Here is a 15,809-nt window from a genome sequence, read left to right on the forward strand (position 1 = left end):
CGAAGGTTCCTCCTCGCGTGGGCCGTGATCACATCATGCCCAGGGTTGAGATCGATAACGCCCCCTGTGACGCACACGACCCGGTAAGCTGGCGGCAGCACCGTCTTCCGGCACATTCCGATGGCATGGAACATAATTCACTTGCCATCGGACGGGCCCTCGTGAAAAATGCCGACGAGATTCAGCCATCCGTGGCCACGGAAAATGCGCAGCTCGTCGAGCGGCAGACGGTTCGAATGCGGATCATTCGGCCGTTCAGGGTGACCTGGATCCGCCTTGCGGTTAATATCGCTGACGGCTAGGTGAAACACTGCCCGAACACACCTCGTATATCCTCTGTTCACAGGCAGAGCCTCCGCGACCCGCCGCGCGCCCGCGACGCTCCGGCCATGGGAAAGGGATCCGCATGCCCCCGCTGATTCCGCACGCCGCCACCCACCGGCGCCCCTTGTGCCGGGCCTGCCCTGGCCTGCCGCTTCACCGCTGACAGCGCTGTTAGCACCCCATTGAGCACCCGTGTCTCCCCATGAGAGGCCGCCCACCATGCCGCTGCAGGTAGCTCCAGCCCCCGCGCCCGCCCTGCGGAGCGTTCTCGCCGCACTCAGCTCGCCCACCGCCGTCCGCGAGGCCCGCACGCCCTCACTGCGTTCCGCGACCGGGCTGCTCGTCGCCGAGCACCCGTTGCCGTTGCATGTGCTCGACCCCGTGATCGCCGGGCCCGACGGCCTGCCGAGGGCACGGTTGACCGGCTGGCGCTTCCACATCCACTCAGGCGAGCGGAGCGAGGCAGCGGTCTCGCCGTCGGAGGGCCGGGGCCGGGTGGTCGCCGCAGGGGAGACCGTCCACACACCGGACGGATGGGCGTTCTCGCACTTCTGCGAAGGGCCGTACCTGGCCTCTACCGAGCGCGCGTTGCTCCAGGCCGACGCCTTGGTCGCGCCCTACCAGCCGCACCTGCTCTCGGTGCCGGGCCTCTACATGCTGACCCTGTGGCTGCACGGTGACACCGGCGCCGACGCCGGAACAGCCCAACCGGCCGCCACGGACCTGCTGATCCCCCTCGCGCCGGCGCCTCCCGGGATCGCCGCGCACCGCATGCACCGGCTCTCGGACCTGGTGCCCGTGCTCACCCTGCGACTGGCTCCCCCGCCCCTGCTCGGCACGACCGCTTGACGGTTCCTTCCCGGGGTGGTGCTCGAACGCCTCCGTGACCGACCGGTCACGGAGGCGTTGCATTGTCCGGGCAACCGCCCGCCAGAGTGAAAGCGTCACCAACTATCGAGGACAGCTCGCGCGAAATCCCTGCGGAAAACCGTCAGTAGAGCAACACTGGGACCGACCGACTGAACGGGGGAACGGCCATGACTGAGGTTCCTACCCAATCAAGCCGTATGTCACACCACTCGCAGCGAAAGACTTCGTCCATGTGCCCGCACCAGCCGCATTGCCCGTCCGCCGCCAACTCCGACCGGGAGGCCGCGCACATCGTCGCCAGCCACCCCGAGCAGGGGTGGAGCCTGCTGTGCAACGGCGTCCTGCTCTTCGAGGACACCGGCGAACTGCTCCCCGACGGACAGATCATCGCCCCCCACCGCCCGCTCGGCAGCGAGCACGTCGTCACGGCCGCATGACCCGCGGCACCGCCGACGCGGCGAACGCCGCCGCAGCAACGCCGCGAGAGACACGGAAAAGGGCCGACCCCGCCGACGAACAGCGGGGCCGACCCTTGTGAGTCCCCGGCCCGTTCCCGGGCCGGCGGTGACTAGTTGTCGTACTCGTCCAGCGGCGGGCAGGAGCAGACCAGGTTGCGGTCGCCGAAGGCACCGTCGATGCGGCGCACCGGCGGCCAGTACTTGTCGGCGGCCGACACGCCCGCCGGGAACACCGCCTCCTCGCGCGTGTAGGAGTGCTTCCACTCCCCTCCCAGCGCCGCCGCGGTGTGCGGGGCGTTGCGCAGCGGGTTGTCGTCCTTGGGCCACGCCCCCGAGCCGACCCGCTCGATCTCCGCGCGGATGGCGATCATCGTGTCGCAGAAGCGGTCCAGCTCCGCGAGGTTCTCGCTCTCCGTCGGCTCGATCATCAGCGTCCCGGCGACCGGGAACGACATCGTCGGCGCGTGGAAGCCGTAGTCGATCAGGCGCTTGGCGACGTCGTCGACGGTCACGCCCGTCTCCTTGGTCAGTTCGCGCAGATCGATGATGCACTCGTGCGCGACCAGCCCGCCGGGGCCGGTGTAGAGCACCGGGTAGTGCGGCTCCAGGCGCTTGGCGATGTAGTTGGCACCGAGCACCGCGACCTGGGTGGCGCGCTTCAGGCCCTCGCCGCCCATCAGGCGCACGTACGCCCACGAGATCGGCAGGATGCCGGCCGAGCCCCACGGGGCGGCCGAGATCGGGCCGACACCGGTCTCCGGACCGGCCTCGGGCTGCAGCGGGTGGTTCGGCAGGTACGGCGCGAGGTGCGCGCGGACCGCGACCGGGCCGACGCCGGGGCCGCCGCCGCCGTGCGGGATGCAGAAGGTCTTGTGCAGGTTCAGGTGCGAGACGTCGCCGCCGAAGTGACCGGGCTTGGCCAGGCCGACCAGGGCGTTGAGGTTGGCGCCGTCGACGTAGACCTGGCCGCCGGCGTCGTGGACGGTCGCGCAGATGTCGCCGATGTGCTCCTCGAAGACACCGTGCGTGGACGGGTAGGTGACCATGAGCACCGCGAGCTCGTCGCGGTGCTGCTCGATCTTGGCCCGCAGGTCCTCGACGTCGACCTCGCCGTCACCGGCGGTCTTGACGACGACGACCTTCATGCCGGCCATCACGGCGCTGGCGGCGTTGGTGCCGTGCGCGGAGGACGGGATGAGGCAGACGGTGCGCTGGGCGTCGCCGTTGGCGCGGTGGTACGCGCGGACGGCCAGCAGGCCGGCCAGCTCGCCCTGGGAACCGGCGTTGGGCTGCAGGCTCACCTTGTCGTAGCCGGTGACCTCGGCGAGACGCTCCTCCAGCTCACGGATGAGCGTGAGGTAGCCCTCGGCCTGCTCGGCGGGGGCGAAGGGGTGCAGCGCGCCGAACTCGGGCCAGGTGACCGGCTCCATCTCGGTGGTCGCGTTCAGCTTCATCGTGCAGGAACCGAGCGGGATCATGCCGCGGTCCAGCGCGTAGTCGCGGTCGGCGAGGCGGCGCAGGTAGCGCAGCATCGCGGTCTCCGAGCGGTGCTGGTGGAAGACCGGGTGGGTCAGGTAGTCCACCTCGCGCACGAGCGCGGCGGGCAGCGCGTCCTCGGTGGCGGCGTCCAGGCGCTCGATGTCGGCGCTGTCGCCGGTGACACCGAAGGCACCCCAGACGGCGGCCAGGTCGGCGCGGCCGGTGGTCTCGTCACAGGCGATGCCGACCAGGTCGGTGTCGACCTGGCGCAGGTTGACACCGGCCTCGCGGGCGGCGGCCACGACCTCGGCGGCCCGTCCCGGCACACGGGCGGTGACGGTGTCGAAGAAGGCGCCGGTGGTCACCTCGACGCCGCCGGCGCGCAGGCCGGAGGCGAGGACGGCCGCGTAGCGGTGGGTGCGGCGGGCGATCTGCGCCAGGCCGTCCGGGCCGTGGTAGACCGCGTACATGCCTGCCATCACGGCGAGCAGCACCTGGGCGGTGCAGATGTTGCTGGTGGCCTTCTCGCGGCGGATGTGCTGCTCGCGGGTCTGCAGCGCCAGGCGGTAGGCCTTGTCGCCGTCGGCGTCGACGGAGACGCCGACCAGGCGGCCGGGCAGGCTGCGGGCGTACGCGTCGCGGACGGCCATGTAGCCGGCGTGCGGCCCGCCGAAGCCCATCGGCACGCCGAAGCGCTGGGTGGTGCCGATCGCGATGTCGGCGCCGAGCTCGCCCGGCGAGGTGAGCAGCGTCAGGGCGAGCAGGTCGGCGGCGACCGTGACGATCGCACCCAGCCCGTGGGCCTGCTCGATGACGGGCCTGAGGTCGCGCACGGCGCCGGAGGCGCCGGGGTACTGCAGCAGCACGCCGAAGACACCGCGCTCGGCGATCTCCGCGGGGATGCCGTCGGTGAGGTCCGCGACGACGACCTCGACGCCCGTGGGCTCGGCGCGGGTCTCGATCACGGCGACGGTCTGCGGGAAGGTCTCGGCGTCGATCAGGAAGACGCCCTGCTTGACCTTGCCGACCCGGCGGGCCAAGGCCATCGCCTCGGCGGCCGCGGTGCCCTCGTCGAGCAGCGAGGCACCGGAGGTGGGCAGGCCGGTCAGGTCCGCGACGACCGTCTGGAAGTTGAGGAGGGCCTCGAGGCGGCCCTGGGAGATCTCGGGCTGGTACGGGGTGTACGCCGTGTACCAGGCGGGGTTCTCCATGACGTTGCGCAGGATGACCGGCGGGGTGAAGGTGCCGTGGTACCCCAGGCCGATCATGGGCCGCAGCACCTGGTTGCGGTCCGCGAGCGCGCGCAGTTCGGACAGCACCTCGGGCTCGGTGCGGGCGGCCGGCAGGCCCAGGGCCTCGGCGCTCTTGATGGTGTCCGGCACGGCTGCGGCGGTGAGCTCGTCCAGCGAACCGTAGCCGACGTGCGCGAGCATCTTGGCCTGCGCGGCGGCATCGGGCCCGATGTGGCGCTGCTCGAACGGGATGCCGCGCTCCAGCTCGGTGAGAGGGATGCGGTGGGCGGTCATCTGCGGAGGCCTCCTGGTCTGGCGCGACACGGCCTCCCCCTCTGTCATCTGAACCTGAGAGTTTCACCGTCCCGCGCGAGCGGGACGGCTTTCACCGTCGGTGAGGAACGGGCCGCCACGGACGGGCTGCCCTTCCTGCTTTCCAGAGTGACCTCACCCATGCGGTACGGATGCCTGAGAGATTCCGGGGAGGGTTTGCTCCTTCGGCGCCCGGCGGCCGGTGCTTCGCACCGCCGGGACTCTCCCGCATGGGGTCGCCAGCCACTGTCAGCCTACCAGCGGCGTCGGTTGAAGAGTCATGTGACAGCGGACACCTTTCGTGCCTAAATAGGAGTAATCGCGACCAGTTGGAGGGACCGTGCAGACCGGTATCGATCCGCGGAGCCTGATCGGGCGCAGGGCCTTCGACCGCAACGGAATGAAGATCGGCACAGTCGACGAGGTGTACCTGGACGACGCCACCGGCGAGCCCGAGTGGGCCGCGGTGCGCACCGGGCTGTTCAGCCGTGACGCCTTCGTCCCCCTGGAACCGAGCGAGTTCGGCGAGGACGGGCTGCGCGTCCCGTTCGACAAGGCGCTGATCAAGGACGCCCCGGACTTCGGGGTGGGCCGGCACCTCTCCCCGGAGCAGGAGCTGCAGCTCTACCACCACTACGGGATGAACGGACCGGGCGCCGTCCCGGGGACGGACGACGAGCCGCCGCCCGACCGGGACTTCGGCAAGCTGGCCGGCGACGGCTGACCGCTCACGCACTCCCGCATAACACCAGCGGCAGCGGCTCGGACGGCTCCAGTTCGGGATCGGCCACCGCGAACGTCCGCACCCGCCCCGGCACCGCCGACAAGGGCTCCTCGAAGCGCACGGTGACCCGGCCGACACCGCTGCCCTGCACCCAGCCGGCGCCGTACTCGGCATGCCGGACGTCCTGACCGGGCATCCAGCGCCGTTCCGCGGCGGCCGGCGTCGACGCGGCACCGGCGGGCGGTCCCGCGTCCTCGTCCGCCCCGGCGGCGCCCTCGTCGTCGGGGGCCGCCTCCTCCCGCTCAGCCGCCTGGGCGAACAGGTCCTCCTGCGTGAAATCGGCCAGCCCTGCCACGCCGACGCCGAGCAGCCGTACGCCGCCCGTGATGTCCACGGCCTCCAGCAGCCGCTCCGCCGTCTCGCGCACGACGGTGAGGTCGTCGGTCGGGGCGCGCAGCGTCTCGGACCGGGTGAGGGTCGTGAAGTCGTACCGGCGGACCTTCAGCACGACGGTGCGCCCCGAGCGTCCCGCCTCGCGAAGCCGCCGCACGCAGCGGTCGGCGAGGCGGTCCACTTCCAGACGCACCCGGATGCGGTCGGTGAGGTCGACGTCGAAGGTGTCCTCGACGGAGATCGACTTGTGCTCGCGGTCGGGGACCACGGGCCGTTCGTCCACCCCCAGGGCCATGCCGTGCACATGCGCGCCGTGCGCCCTGCCCAGCAGGCGTACGAGCTCGGCCTCGCCCGCCTCCACCACGTCCCCGACGGTGGTGATACCGCCCCTGCGCAGGTGCTCGGCCGTGGCCGGTCCCACACCGGGCAGGGTGCGCACCTGCATGGGCGCCAGCAGCCCGCGCTCGGTGCCGGGCTCGATGACCACCATGCCGTCCGGCTTGGCCTGCTCGGAGGCGATCTTGGCGAGCAGCTTGGACCCGGCGAGCCCGACCGAGCCCGTGAGCCCCGTGGCCGCCCTGATGTCGGCCCGCAGCCGCTCCCCCACGCGCCGCGGCTCGTCCGCGATGCCGCCCGCCTCCAGGTCCACGAAGGCCTCGTCCAGGCTCAGCGGCTCCACCAGCGGCGACAGCCGGGCCAGGATGTCCATCACGACATCGCTGACCTGCCGGTACACCGCGAAGCGCGGCACGAGGTACGCGGCGTTGGGGCAGAGCCGGCGGGCGTGCGCCATCGCCATCGCGGAATGGACGCCGTGCACACGGGCCTCGTACGAGGCGGTCGCCACCACGCCCCGCGGCCCCAGCCCCCCGACGATGACCGGCTTCCCCCGCAGACTCGGCTTCGCGGCCTGCTCGACGGCAGCGAAGAACGCGTCCATGTCCAGATGGAGGATGGTCGGCGCGCTTCTCACGTCATCGATGGTGCCCTACGGCACCGACAGCCGCCGTACGTCCGTACGGCGGACGGGTGGGGCGCCGGCCCGGCCGGGAGGGCGGTGGGGTCAGACCGCGCGATTGCGGCGCCGGGCGAGTTCGTCGCCGGGATTGTGGCCGACCAGGGTCTCGCCGGTGTCGACCCGCTCGCCGTGCAGCTGCGACAGCCCGCTCTCCACGTCGCGCCACACGACGCCGACCGCGATCCCGAAGATGCCCTGGCCGCCCTGGAGCAGGTCCACGACCTCGTCCGGAGAAGTGCACTCGTAGACGGTGGCGCCGTCGCTCATCAGGGTCATCCGGGCCAGCTCTGCAGGGCTGGTGGAACGCAGGTGCTGCACCGCGGTGCGGATGTTCTGCAGTGCCACCCCCGTGTCCAGCAGCCGCTTGACGATCTTGAGGACGACGACGTCCTTGAAGCTGTACAGCCGCTGGGTGCCCGAGCCGTAGGCCGGACGGATGCTGGGCTCCACGAGTCCCGTACGGGCCCAGTAGTCGAGTTGGCGGTAGGTGATCCCGGTCGCCGCGCAGGCCGTGGGCCCGCGGTAGCCGACGCTCTCGACCGTCGCTTCCGGCTCCTGGCCGGAGACCTCTCCGCTGCCCCCGCCGGAGGCCACGGCCGCGTTGCGGGCCAGGGCCGCGCGCATCGGGTACGGGCCGCCAGCGGCCATACCGTCGCCGGTGCTTCTCACGCCGACCTCCCGTCCCTTCGCACCCCTGAGGGCACGCGCACGTGCCATCGGGACTTTCCATCTCGACGGTAGGCAGTCACTCCGGGTGCGTCAACGATCGCCACGCTCGGCACGCCGAGTGATATCAACCCCTGGAGTGGTTTCCCGTATCCGTTCAGGGGGTAAGGCTCGTCGAATGGTCTGCGCCGGACCTCACTGGCTGCTGGTTCCGAAGTCCTCGGGTGAGATCTGATCGAGGAATTCGCGGAACTTCTCGACCTCGTCCTCCTGCTCGTCGGGAATGGCGATGCCCGCGTCGTCCAGCACACCGTCGCTCCCGTAGATGGGGGTTCCGGTCCGCAGGGCGAGCGCTATGGCATCGGAGGGACGGGCGCTCACCTCCACGCCGCTGGCGAACACCAGCTCGGCGTAGAAGACGCCCTCGCGCAGGTCGGTGATCCGGACCTCGGTCAGCCTCTGGCCGACGGCCTCGAGCACGTCCTTGAAAAGATCATGGGTCAGCGGCCGCGCGGGCGTCATGCCCTGCTGCGCGAAAGCGATGGCGGTGGCCTCCCCCGGCCCGATCCAGATGGGCAGGTAGCGGTCGCCTCCCACTTCCCGCAGGAGCACAATCGGCTGGTTGGAGGGCATTTCGACCCGGACACCCACGACGTCGAGCTCGTTCACACAGCAACCCTAGGACGTGCTCGGCAGGTTTGGGTAGTCGGGACGTGCCCGGCCGGTCACCGGCCGGGCCTGGTCCCGGTCACTCAGCGTCAGAAGAGCCGGATCCTGAGGGCCGACTGGACCAGCGCGGCGTGCAGGCGCACCGACAGGGCCGCCAGCTCCTTGGCGGTGGCCTCGGCGTGCGTCCTGGTCTGCGGATTGCGGTGCAGGCGCAGCGGGGCGACGACCTGCTCCACCAGACCCGCCTCCCGTTCGGCGGCGGCCTTCACAGCGCGTAGATGCCGCGGCTCCAGTCCGAACCGTCCCAGATCGGCCACCAGCTTGGCGATGTTCACCGTTTCGGCGTCATAGTCGCCGTCCGAACCGGCCTCCACCAGCCCGTACGCCTCCCACTGCGCCAGCTCGGCGTCGTCGGCGCCCGTGGCGGCCATCAGCTCGTCCCGGCCGATCCGCAGTCCCAGGCCGGTATCCGGCTCGACGGCACCGGCCTCCAGCAGCTCCCGCGGCTCCGCGGGGGCCGGCAGCGGCAGCGGCTCGCCCCGGTCCAGGGCGTCCAGGTGCTCGCGGATCACTTTCAGCGGAAGATAGTGGTCCCGCTGCATCCGCAGTACGTGACCGAGCCGCTCGACGTCCCTGACCGAGAACTTCCGGTAGCCGGACGGCGTGCGGTGCGGTTCCACCAGCCCCTCCGCCTCCAGGAAGCGGATCTTGGAGATGGTGACCTCGGGGAACTCCTCACGCAAGTCGTTGAGCACCGCTCCGATGCTCAGCGGTCTGTCCTCCGCGGTGGCGGTGCCGTTGCCGGCACCGCCCGACGGTGTACGAAGCATGAACCTTCCCTCGCGGGGTCAGGCGCCCCACTGGCTCGCGTAGAAGACCAGCCGGTACTTGCCGATCTGAACCTCGTCACCACTGGCCAGGGTCACCGAGTCGATGCGCTCCCGGTTGACGTAGGTGCCGTTGAGGCTGCCGACGTCGGCCACCGTGAAGCTGCCGTCCTGGCCCCGCCGGAACTCGACGTGACGGCGGGAGACGGTGACGTCGTCCAGGAAGATGTCACCTTCCGGGTGGCGCCCGGCCGTCGTCAGCTCACCGTCCAGCAGGAAGCGGCTGCCCGAGTTGGGACCGCGACGCACGACCAGCAACGCCGAGCCCGGGGGCAGCGCGTCGACCGCCGCCTGGGCCTCCGGGGACAGCGCGGGAAGCACGGTCTGCCCGGTGACCTCGGCCTCGTAGGCCTCCAGCCCGGAGATCGAGATCGTGGACGTGGTCTCGGAGGCACGTTCCGACGGCACTCCGGCACGCAGCGGCGCGCCACAGTTGGAGCAGAAGCGGCTCGCTTCCGCGTTCTGGAAACCGCACCGCGTACAGACCGGCAAGGACCCTCCACCCGTGCTAGAGCCTGATGGTTGCTCGAAACCTATGCGCCCCGATGCGGCAGGGTCAACAGAAACCGCACCATGACCGCCCGAAATGTCGCCACCCGGAGCAGCGCCCTGATCCCGGAACAGCGGGCGCTCCTCGCCCATGGACTCATCTTGCGCGTGCCGGGGCGCCCGGTGACGTGCCGTAGGGCTGTCACCGGCCGGACGCGCACTCTTGCCGAACCACTTACCGAACAACTTCACGGGCGATTCCCCTTGAACGACACAGACCCGCCCGTGGGGCAGGACGAACCCTCAGTCACGACCAACACACAGTTTCCCTCACGCACCACCCCAACGGTGCGGCGACCCCCCGCAATCTCCTGCCCTCCCCCGTGCACCCCCACTCGTGCCGGACTCACCGGGATGACGACTGAGCGTAGTCAGGCTGCTCCGGCGGCCGCAAGGCATCCACGACGATCTTCTGCGAACGCGTCACATCGACCGTGGCCTGCTCCTTCTCCAAAGTCTGTACCACGCCTCCCGGGATGTTCAGGGCGGGTTCGAGATCCTGTGGATTACCGATGACCTTGAAGCGGTAAGGCCGGTCGACCTTGTGGCCGTCGATGTCCACGGCGCCGTCGGCACCCTGCGTGAAGTACGTGTCGGCGACCACCCGGACATCGTTGATCTGGATCGCCTCGGCCCCGGCGGCGCGGAGTTCCTGCAACGTGTCGAGCAGCATGTCGGACTCGACCCCGCCCTTGGGGTCGGTGATCGTCAGCGTGATGCCCGGGCCCTGCGCCGCGACCGTGCCTGCCAGCACGCCGAGTTGGGCGGCCTTCTGCTCGGTCTGCTTGCGGGCCTCCTCGGCCTGGTTGGAGCTGTTCTCCAGTTCCCGGCGCTGGTCCTCCAGGCGCTGCTTCTCGTCCTGGAGCCGCTGCGTGCGGTTGTCGAGTTCGTCGAGGATCCGCACCAGGTCCTCCTGGCGGGCGCCGCGCAACGCGCTGGTGTCGCTGGTCGAACTCACCTGGATCGCCAGGCCCAGCCCGAGCACGAAGAGCAGCAGCGCGACGATGAGCTGCGCGCGGCTGGCCCGCGGCGGCCACAGGCCGGCCTTCAGCCGCTGGCGGCCGGTCGACACCGCGGTGGACGGCGCGGGCGCGTGCTCGTGGGGTACCCGCGACGTGGAGTCGGGATCGCTCTCGGGATCGGGCTCGGGTTCGGGCAGGGGCGCCGACGCGGGCGGGGTCTCGGGGGACGGTCCCGACTCCGGTACGGGCGGCGCCGCTTCGGGCTCCCCGGATCCGCCGGCCGGCGCGGCCGCGGGCGGCTGCTGCGGGGACGCGGGGCCCGCCGGGCGCTCCGGCGTACTGTCGGGCGCTCCTTCGGGCAGGCCGGACTCCGGCCCGGGCACCGGCTCCTGCGGTTCCCGGCCGTTCTCGTCGTACTGGCCGTGCTCGTCGGTCATCGTGCTGTCACGCCCGGAAGACATGGCGGCGGATGGCCGCCGCGTTGGAGAAGATGCGGATGCCGAGGACGACCACCACACCCGTGGAGAGCTGAGCCCCGACCCCCAGCTTGTCACCGAGGAACACGATCAGGGCCGCCACCACGACGTTGGAGAGGAACGAGACCACGAAGACCTTGTCGTCGAAGATCCCGTCGAGCATGGCGCGCAGACCGCCGAAGACGGCGTCCAGCGCGGCCACCACGGCGATGGGCAGGTAGGGCTCGACCACCGTCGGCACCACGGGACGGACCACGAGGCCCACCACCACTCCAACGATCAGGCCCAGTACGGCGATCAATTCGTGCCCTTCCCAGTTCCGTTTGCGTCCGGCGAACCGGCCGAGGGGACCGGCGTCGCATAGCGGATGATCAGACTCGGCGCCGCCGGCAGACTCAGCTTCTCCTCCTGGGAGATGCTCACGCGGATCCCGTAGTTCTCGTGCAGGACGTGCAGATACTGTCCGTCCGCACTGTCCTGGAAAGACGTACTGAGGTGCTGCGGGTTCCCGATCGCCGAAATCGTGTAGGGCGGCACCAGGGGCCTGTTGTCCACCAGTATGGCGTCTCCGGCGGCGCGGATCGCCGACAGGGCGGTGAGGCGCTGCCCGTTGACCGAGATCGCCTCCGCTCCCGACTCCCACAGGCCGTTGACGACCCGCTGCATGTCGCGGTCGCGGACCCGTCCCGTGTCCGAGAAGCCACTGGTGGTCCGCGGATTGCCGCCACCGCCCGACGACGCCTCCTTGGCGTCGTCGATCTCCACGTTGATGCCCGGCCCGGTCACCGGCGTCGCGCCCGCCAGGAGCGCCACCTGCTCGGCACCGCCGCCGCCCTGTTCCTTGAGCGCCTCGCGCTGCCTGGCCGCCACGTCGTCGCGCAGCGTGTCCACGTTGCCCTGCAGTTCGTCGGCGGCCGACGTCTCCGACTGGATGCGGTCGATGAGCTTCTGCCGCTCCTTGGCCAGGGTCGGCGCGGCGACCTGCGTCTGCGCCGCACCCACGGTGACCACGATGGCGGCGAGCACCAGCCCGAACGCGAGCACCAGTCTGCCGCGCAGAGACCCCGGCAGCCGGGAGGTGCCGGTCTCACCCCTACGTGCCGCGGCCTCGGCGTATCCGTCGTCGAGGCTGTGCTCCATGACGTTGGTCAGCAGCGACATGGAGGCATCGGGGCGCCGGTTCACCGCCCTGTCACTGGGGCTGCTCCGATCGGGGTGCTGCTGCGGCATGCCGCACATCGTCGCACGTCGACGCCCCCGACCTCGAACGGGCCCCTCCCGGCGCGCCGTTGCGCGCGCCGGGAAGAGCCCGTGAGCCGTACGCGGAGCGTGATCAGCGGCCGGCGCTGTCCACGATCGCGGACCATTCGTCGAGCAGGGCCTGCGCGGACGCGTCGTCCGGACCCTCCGCCCACACGTGCGTGACCGCCTCGGACGGGTCGGGCAGCACCATCACCCAGCGTCCGTCGGGCTCGACCACGCGCACCCCGTCCGTGGTGTCGACGGAGCGGTCCCCCGCCTCCTCCACGACGCGGCGCATGACCAGGCCCTTGACCGCCCACGGCGTCGCCAGGTCCCGCTTGAGGACATGGGCGCGCGGGATGCGGGCGTCGATCTGGCTCAGGGTGAGCTGGGTACGGGCCACCAGGCCGATCAGCCGCACGAACGCGGCGGAGGCGTCGAAGACACTGCTGAACTCGGGGACGATGAAGCCGCCCTTGCCGTCGCCGCCGAAGATCGTCGACTCCTGGCGGCACACCCGGGTCAGGTCGTCGGGCGACGTCGTCGTCCACTCCACCTGCGTGCCGTGGTAGGCCGCCACCTGCTCGGCGATGCGCGTCGTGGTCACCGGCAGCGCCACCCGGCCGCTGCGGCGCTCCGCGGCGACCAGGTCGAGCATGACCAGCAGCGCACGGTCGTCCTCGATGATCTTGCCGCGCTCGTCCACCAGCGAGAGCCGCTCGCCGACCGGGTCGAACCGCACGCCGAACGCCGCGCGCGAGGAGGCCACGATCTCCCCGAGCCGTACCAGTCCCGCCCGGCGGGCGTCGGACGTCTCGGTGGGCCGCGCCTCGTTCAGGCCGGGGTTGATGGTGAGGGAGTCCACGCCGAGCCGGCCGAGCAGGCTCGGCAGAACGAGGCCCGCGCTGCCGTTGGCGGCGTCCACGACGACCTTCAGGCCCGCCTCGGCGATGCCGGAGGTGTCCACGGCCCGCAGCAGCGCACCGGTGTAGGAGTCGAAGACGCTCGACGGGAAGTTGAGGTCCCCGATCTCGCCAGGGAAGGCGCGGCGGTACTCCTGGCGCGCGAAGACGCGGTCCAGCTTCCGCTGGCCCGCGGCCGACAGGTCCGCGCCCCGCTCGTCGAAGAACATGATGTCGACCGAGTCCGGGATCCCCGGGCTGGTACGGATCATGATGCCGCCGGCGCTGCCGCGCGCGGTCTGCTGACGCGCCACGGGCATCGGCACGTTCTCGAGGTCCCGTACGTCGATGGCACTGGCCTGCAGCGCCGAGATCACCGCCCGCTTCAGCGCACGCGCGCCGCGGGAGTGGTCACGGGCCGTCGTGACGGTCGAGCCCTTCTTGAGCGTCGTCGCGTACGCCCCCGCCAGCCGCACGGCGAGCTCGGGGGTGATCTCGACGTTCAGGATGCCGGAGACGCCGCGCGCGCCGAAGAGATTGGCCTGCCCGCGGGACTCCCAGATGACCGAGGTGTTGACGAAGGCGCCCGCCTCGATCGTCTTGAACGGGTAGACACGGACGTTGCCCGCGATGATCGACTCCTCGCCGATCAGGCACTCGTCACCGATGACCGCGCCGTCGTCGATCCGCGCCGCCCGCATGACATCGGTGTTCTTGCCGATGACGCAGCCGCGCAGATTCGTCTGGGGGCCGATGTACACGTTGTCGTGCACGACGGCCTTGTGCAGGAAGGCACCCGACTTGACGACCACGTTGGAGCCGACCACGGAGTGCTCGCGGATCTCGGTGCCAGCCTCGACCTTCGCGTAGTCGCCGATGAACAGCGGCCCGCGCAGCACCGCGTCCGGGTGGACCTCGGCGCCCTCGGCGACCCAGACACCGGGCGAGATCTCGAAGCCCTCCATGTCGACGTCGACCTTGCCCTCGAGCACATCGGCCTGGGCCTTGATGTAGCTCTCGTGCGTGCCGACGTCCTCCCAGTACCCCTCGGCGATGTAGCCGTAGATCGGCTTGCCTTCCTTCATCAACTGCGGGAAGACATCGCCGGACCAGTCGACGGAGACATCGGCCTCGACGTAGTCGAAGACCTCGGGCTCCATGACGTAGATACCCGTGTTCACCGTGTCGGAGAAGACCTGGCCCCAGGTCGGCTTCTCGAGGAAGCGCTCGACCTTCCCTTCCTCGTCGACGATGGTGATGCCGAATTCCAGAGGATTGGGCACCCGGGTCAGGCAGACCGTGACCAGGGCACCCTTTTCCTTGTGGAAATCGATGAGCTCGGTCAGGTCGAAGTCGGTGAGTGCGTCACCTGAGATGACCAGGAACGAATCGTCCTTGAGCGCGTCCTCGGCGTTCTTGACGCTGCCGGCGGTACCGAGCGGCTTCTCCTCGTTCGCGTAGGTGAGCTCCATGCCGAGCTCCTCGCCGTCGCCGAAGTAGTTCTTGACGAGCGAGGCGAGGAACTGCACGGTCACCACGGTCTCGGTCAGACCATGCCGCTTGAGCAGCTTGAGCACATGCTGCATGATCGGCTGATTCACGACCGGCAGCAGCGGCTTGGGCATGCTCGAGGTCATCGGGCGAAGGCGTGTGCCCTCGCCGCCGGCCATCACGACGGCCTTCATGTCGGAAGCGTCCTCCTTGAAGAGACGACTGGCTTGCCGACGTCACCCGCTCTCGACCTCGGAGGTCTGGACCTCCGAGATCCTGCGGACCCCCTGGTCACACGTCGGGTACCCGGCGGGAGGCCAGTCCTGCCGGGGATCGCGGGCTCAATCGGCCGTGGCGTCCGCTCTCACGAGTCGGCGGACCTGGACCACGTACAAGATTCCTGCCCACCAGTAGAGGGTTGTACCCCATCCGGCGAACGCCCATCCGAAAATAGCAGCGAGCGTGTTCAGCCACCCGTCGCCGTCGCTGAGCAGCAACAGCGGGAAGGCGTACATGAGGTTGAACGTCGCGGCCTTGCCCATGAAGTTGACCTGCGGCGGGCCCCAGCCGCGCCGCCTCATGAACAGGATCATCACCCCGAGGACGACGTCCCGGGCCACCAGGATGGCCGTCAGCCACCAGGGGAGGATGCCGCGCCACGTCAGGCCGACGAGCGTCGACACGATGTACAGCCGGTCCGCGGCCGGGTCCAGCACCCTGCCGAGGTTGCTGATCTGGTTCCAGCGGCGCGCGAGCTTGCCGTCGAGGTAGTCGCTGATGCCGCTCAGCGCCAGGATGAGGAGGGCCCAGCCGTCGGCCTTCGGGCCGCCGAACTCCGGCCACAGGATCAGCCACAGGAAAACCGGCACGCCGAGCAGCCGTGCCATGCTCAGGATGTTGGGGATCGTCAGGACCCGATCCGTCTGCACCCGTGTCTCCTGGACCTCCACCGGGGGCCCCTCCTACTTGCTTGTACGTGCGCGCCGAATGATTCCACCCGACCCTACCCCAGGGCATAAAAAAGCCTGTCCCCGGGGATCATGATCGATCTCCGGGGACAGGCTGAAGAATTGTTCGGCGGCGTCCTACTCTCCCACAGGGTCCCCCCTGCAGTACCATCGGCGCTGAAAGGCTTAGCTTCCGGGTTCGAAATGT

Annotated in this window: 15 protein-coding genes, 1 rRNA gene, 1 pseudogene and 1 riboswitch; of the genes and pseudogenes, 4 read left to right on the forward strand and 13 right to left on the reverse strand. The window is 70.2% G+C overall.

Features of this window, described 5'->3' with window-relative positions:
• The first annotated feature begins 17 nt into the window (after positions 1 to 17).
• The 3 genes from ACFYXS_RS15135 to ACFYXS_RS15145 all read left to right on the forward strand — a co-directional run bounded on the left by ACFYXS_RS15135 (position 18) and on the right by ACFYXS_RS15145 (position 1,631).
• Positions 18 to 302, forward strand: coding sequence for a hypothetical protein (locus tag ACFYXS_RS15135; RefSeq protein WP_389247936.1), 285 nt, complete (start codon positions 18 to 20; stop codon positions 300 to 302).
• Between the two features lie 241 nt (positions 303 to 543).
• A complete protein-coding gene (locus ACFYXS_RS15140) occupies positions 544 to 1,173 on the forward strand; it encodes a hypothetical protein (protein ID WP_389247938.1) in 630 nt (209 codons plus the stop codon).
• 251 nt (positions 1,174 to 1,424) lie between these two features.
• Positions 1,425 to 1,631 (forward strand): DUF5999 family protein, encoded by a 207-nt coding sequence (locus ACFYXS_RS15145; protein WP_384297288.1) that lies wholly within the window; start codon positions 1,425 to 1,427, stop codon positions 1,629 to 1,631.
• Positions 1,632 to 1,762: 131 nt separating this feature from the next.
• On the opposite strand, the gene gcvP is transcribed toward ACFYXS_RS15145, so the two are convergent.
• Entirely contained in the window at positions 1,763 to 4,657 is a 2,895-nt protein-coding gene (gene gcvP / locus ACFYXS_RS15150) for an aminomethyl-transferring glycine dehydrogenase (RefSeq protein ID WP_389247941.1), read from the reverse strand.
• A 152-nt stretch (positions 4,658 to 4,809) separates the two neighbouring features.
• Positions 4,810 to 4,914: riboswitch (glycine riboswitch) on the reverse strand.
• Between the two features lie 101 nt (positions 4,915 to 5,015).
• On the opposite strand from gcvP, the gene ACFYXS_RS15155 reads away from it, so the two are divergent.
• Positions 5,016 to 5,399 (forward strand): PRC-barrel domain-containing protein, encoded by a 384-nt coding sequence (locus tag ACFYXS_RS15155; RefSeq protein WP_319663094.1) that lies wholly within the window; start codon positions 5,016 to 5,018, stop codon positions 5,397 to 5,399.
• 4 nt (positions 5,400 to 5,403) lie between these two features.
• Here ACFYXS_RS15155 and ACFYXS_RS15160 read toward each other — a convergent pair whose 3' ends face one another.
• The 12 genes and pseudogenes from ACFYXS_RS15160 to rrf form a co-directional block, all read right to left on the reverse strand.
• Positions 5,404 to 6,765, reverse strand: a complete 1,362-nt coding sequence (locus ACFYXS_RS15160; protein WP_389247943.1) for a DNA polymerase IV — start codon at positions 6,763 to 6,765, stop codon at positions 5,404 to 5,406.
• Between the two features lie 90 nt (positions 6,766 to 6,855).
• Positions 6,856 to 7,434, reverse strand: a complete 579-nt coding sequence (locus ACFYXS_RS15165; protein ID WP_389247999.1) for a MerR family transcriptional regulator — start codon at positions 7,432 to 7,434, stop codon at positions 6,856 to 6,858.
• Between the two features lie 237 nt (positions 7,435 to 7,671).
• Positions 7,672 to 8,145 carry a bifunctional nuclease family protein gene (locus ACFYXS_RS15170; protein ID WP_360912680.1) on the reverse strand — a complete coding sequence of 158 codons (474 nt, stop codon included), beginning with the start codon at positions 8,143 to 8,145 and terminating at the stop codon, positions 7,672 to 7,674.
• Positions 8,146 to 8,234: 89 nt separating this feature from the next.
• Positions 8,235 to 8,975, reverse strand: coding sequence for a MerR family transcriptional regulator (locus ACFYXS_RS15175; RefSeq protein ID WP_389247946.1), 741 nt, complete (start codon positions 8,973 to 8,975; stop codon positions 8,235 to 8,237).
• Positions 8,976 to 8,993: 18 nt separating this feature from the next.
• The gene (locus ACFYXS_RS15180; protein ID WP_319663261.1) at positions 8,994 to 9,440 is read right to left on the reverse strand and encodes an FHA domain-containing protein; all 447 of its coding nucleotides are present in this window, start codon (positions 9,438 to 9,440) and stop codon (positions 8,994 to 8,996) included.
• Between the two features lie 39 nt (positions 9,441 to 9,479).
• A pseudogene (locus ACFYXS_RS15185) lies at positions 9,480 to 9,674 on the reverse strand (hypothetical protein); the annotation flags it as partial.
• Positions 9,675 to 9,927: 253 nt separating this feature from the next.
• Positions 9,928 to 10,980 (reverse strand): DUF881 domain-containing protein, encoded by a 1,053-nt coding sequence (locus ACFYXS_RS15190; RefSeq protein WP_389248001.1) that lies wholly within the window; start codon positions 10,978 to 10,980, stop codon positions 9,928 to 9,930.
• 7 nt (positions 10,981 to 10,987) lie between these two features.
• Positions 10,988 to 11,320, reverse strand: coding sequence for a small basic family protein (locus ACFYXS_RS15195; RefSeq protein WP_003984969.1), 333 nt, complete (start codon positions 11,318 to 11,320; stop codon positions 10,988 to 10,990).
• Positions 11,317 to 12,258, reverse strand: a complete 942-nt coding sequence (locus tag ACFYXS_RS15200) for a DUF881 domain-containing protein (protein ID WP_389247949.1) — start codon at positions 12,256 to 12,258, stop codon at positions 11,317 to 11,319. The genes ACFYXS_RS15195 and ACFYXS_RS15200 overlap by 4 nt, the downstream gene beginning before the upstream one ends.
• A 94-nt stretch (positions 12,259 to 12,352) precedes the next feature.
• Positions 12,353 to 14,848: a sugar phosphate nucleotidyltransferase gene (locus ACFYXS_RS15205; RefSeq protein WP_389247951.1), complete on the reverse strand. Its 2,496-nt coding sequence runs from the start codon at positions 14,846 to 14,848 to the stop codon at positions 12,353 to 12,355.
• Positions 14,849 to 14,995: 147 nt separating this feature from the next.
• Complete coding sequence (locus tag ACFYXS_RS15210) at positions 14,996 to 15,604, reverse strand: CDP-alcohol phosphatidyltransferase family protein (RefSeq protein WP_389247953.1); 609 nt, start codon at positions 15,602 to 15,604, stop codon at positions 14,996 to 14,998.
• A 122-nt stretch (positions 15,605 to 15,726) separates the two neighbouring features.
• Positions 15,727 to 15,809, reverse strand: a 5S ribosomal RNA gene (gene rrf / locus ACFYXS_RS15215); the annotation flags it as partial.

The sequence above is a fragment of the Streptomyces sp. NPDC002574 genome, from assembly GCF_042889545.1.
Classification (GTDB): domain Bacteria; phylum Actinomycetota; class Actinomycetes; order Streptomycetales; family Streptomycetaceae; genus Actinacidiphila.

Bases quoted from the DNA above. Each gene is read 5' to 3' on its own strand.
- ACFYXS_RS15140 (WP_389247938.1), top strand. From the start codon at position 544: ATGCCGCTGCAGGTAGCTCCAGCCCCCGCGCCCGCCCTGCGGAGCGTT.
- ACFYXS_RS15145 (WP_384297288.1), top strand. From the start codon at position 1,425: ATGTGCCCGCACCAGCCGCATTGCCCGTCCGCCGCCAACTCCGACCGG.
- gcvP (WP_389247941.1), bottom strand. From the start codon at position 4,657: ATGACCGCCCACCGCATCCCTCTCACCGAGCTGGAGCGCGGCATCCCG.
- ACFYXS_RS15165 (WP_389247999.1), bottom strand. From the start codon at position 7,434: ATGCGCGCGGCCCTGGCCCGCAACGCGGCCGTGGCCTCCGGCGGGGGC.
- ACFYXS_RS15175 (WP_389247946.1), bottom strand. From the start codon at position 8,975: ATGCTTCGTACACCGTCGGGCGGTGCCGGCAACGGCACCGCCACCGCG.
- ACFYXS_RS15190 (WP_389248001.1), bottom strand. From the start codon at position 10,980: ATGACCGACGAGCACGGCCAGTACGACGAGAACGGCCGGGAACCGCAG.
- ACFYXS_RS15200 (WP_389247949.1), bottom strand. From the start codon at position 12,258: ATGTGCGGCATGCCGCAGCAGCACCCCGATCGGAGCAGCCCCAGTGAC.
- ACFYXS_RS15205 (WP_389247951.1), bottom strand. From the start codon at position 14,848: ATGAAGGCCGTCGTGATGGCCGGCGGCGAGGGCACACGCCTTCGCCCG.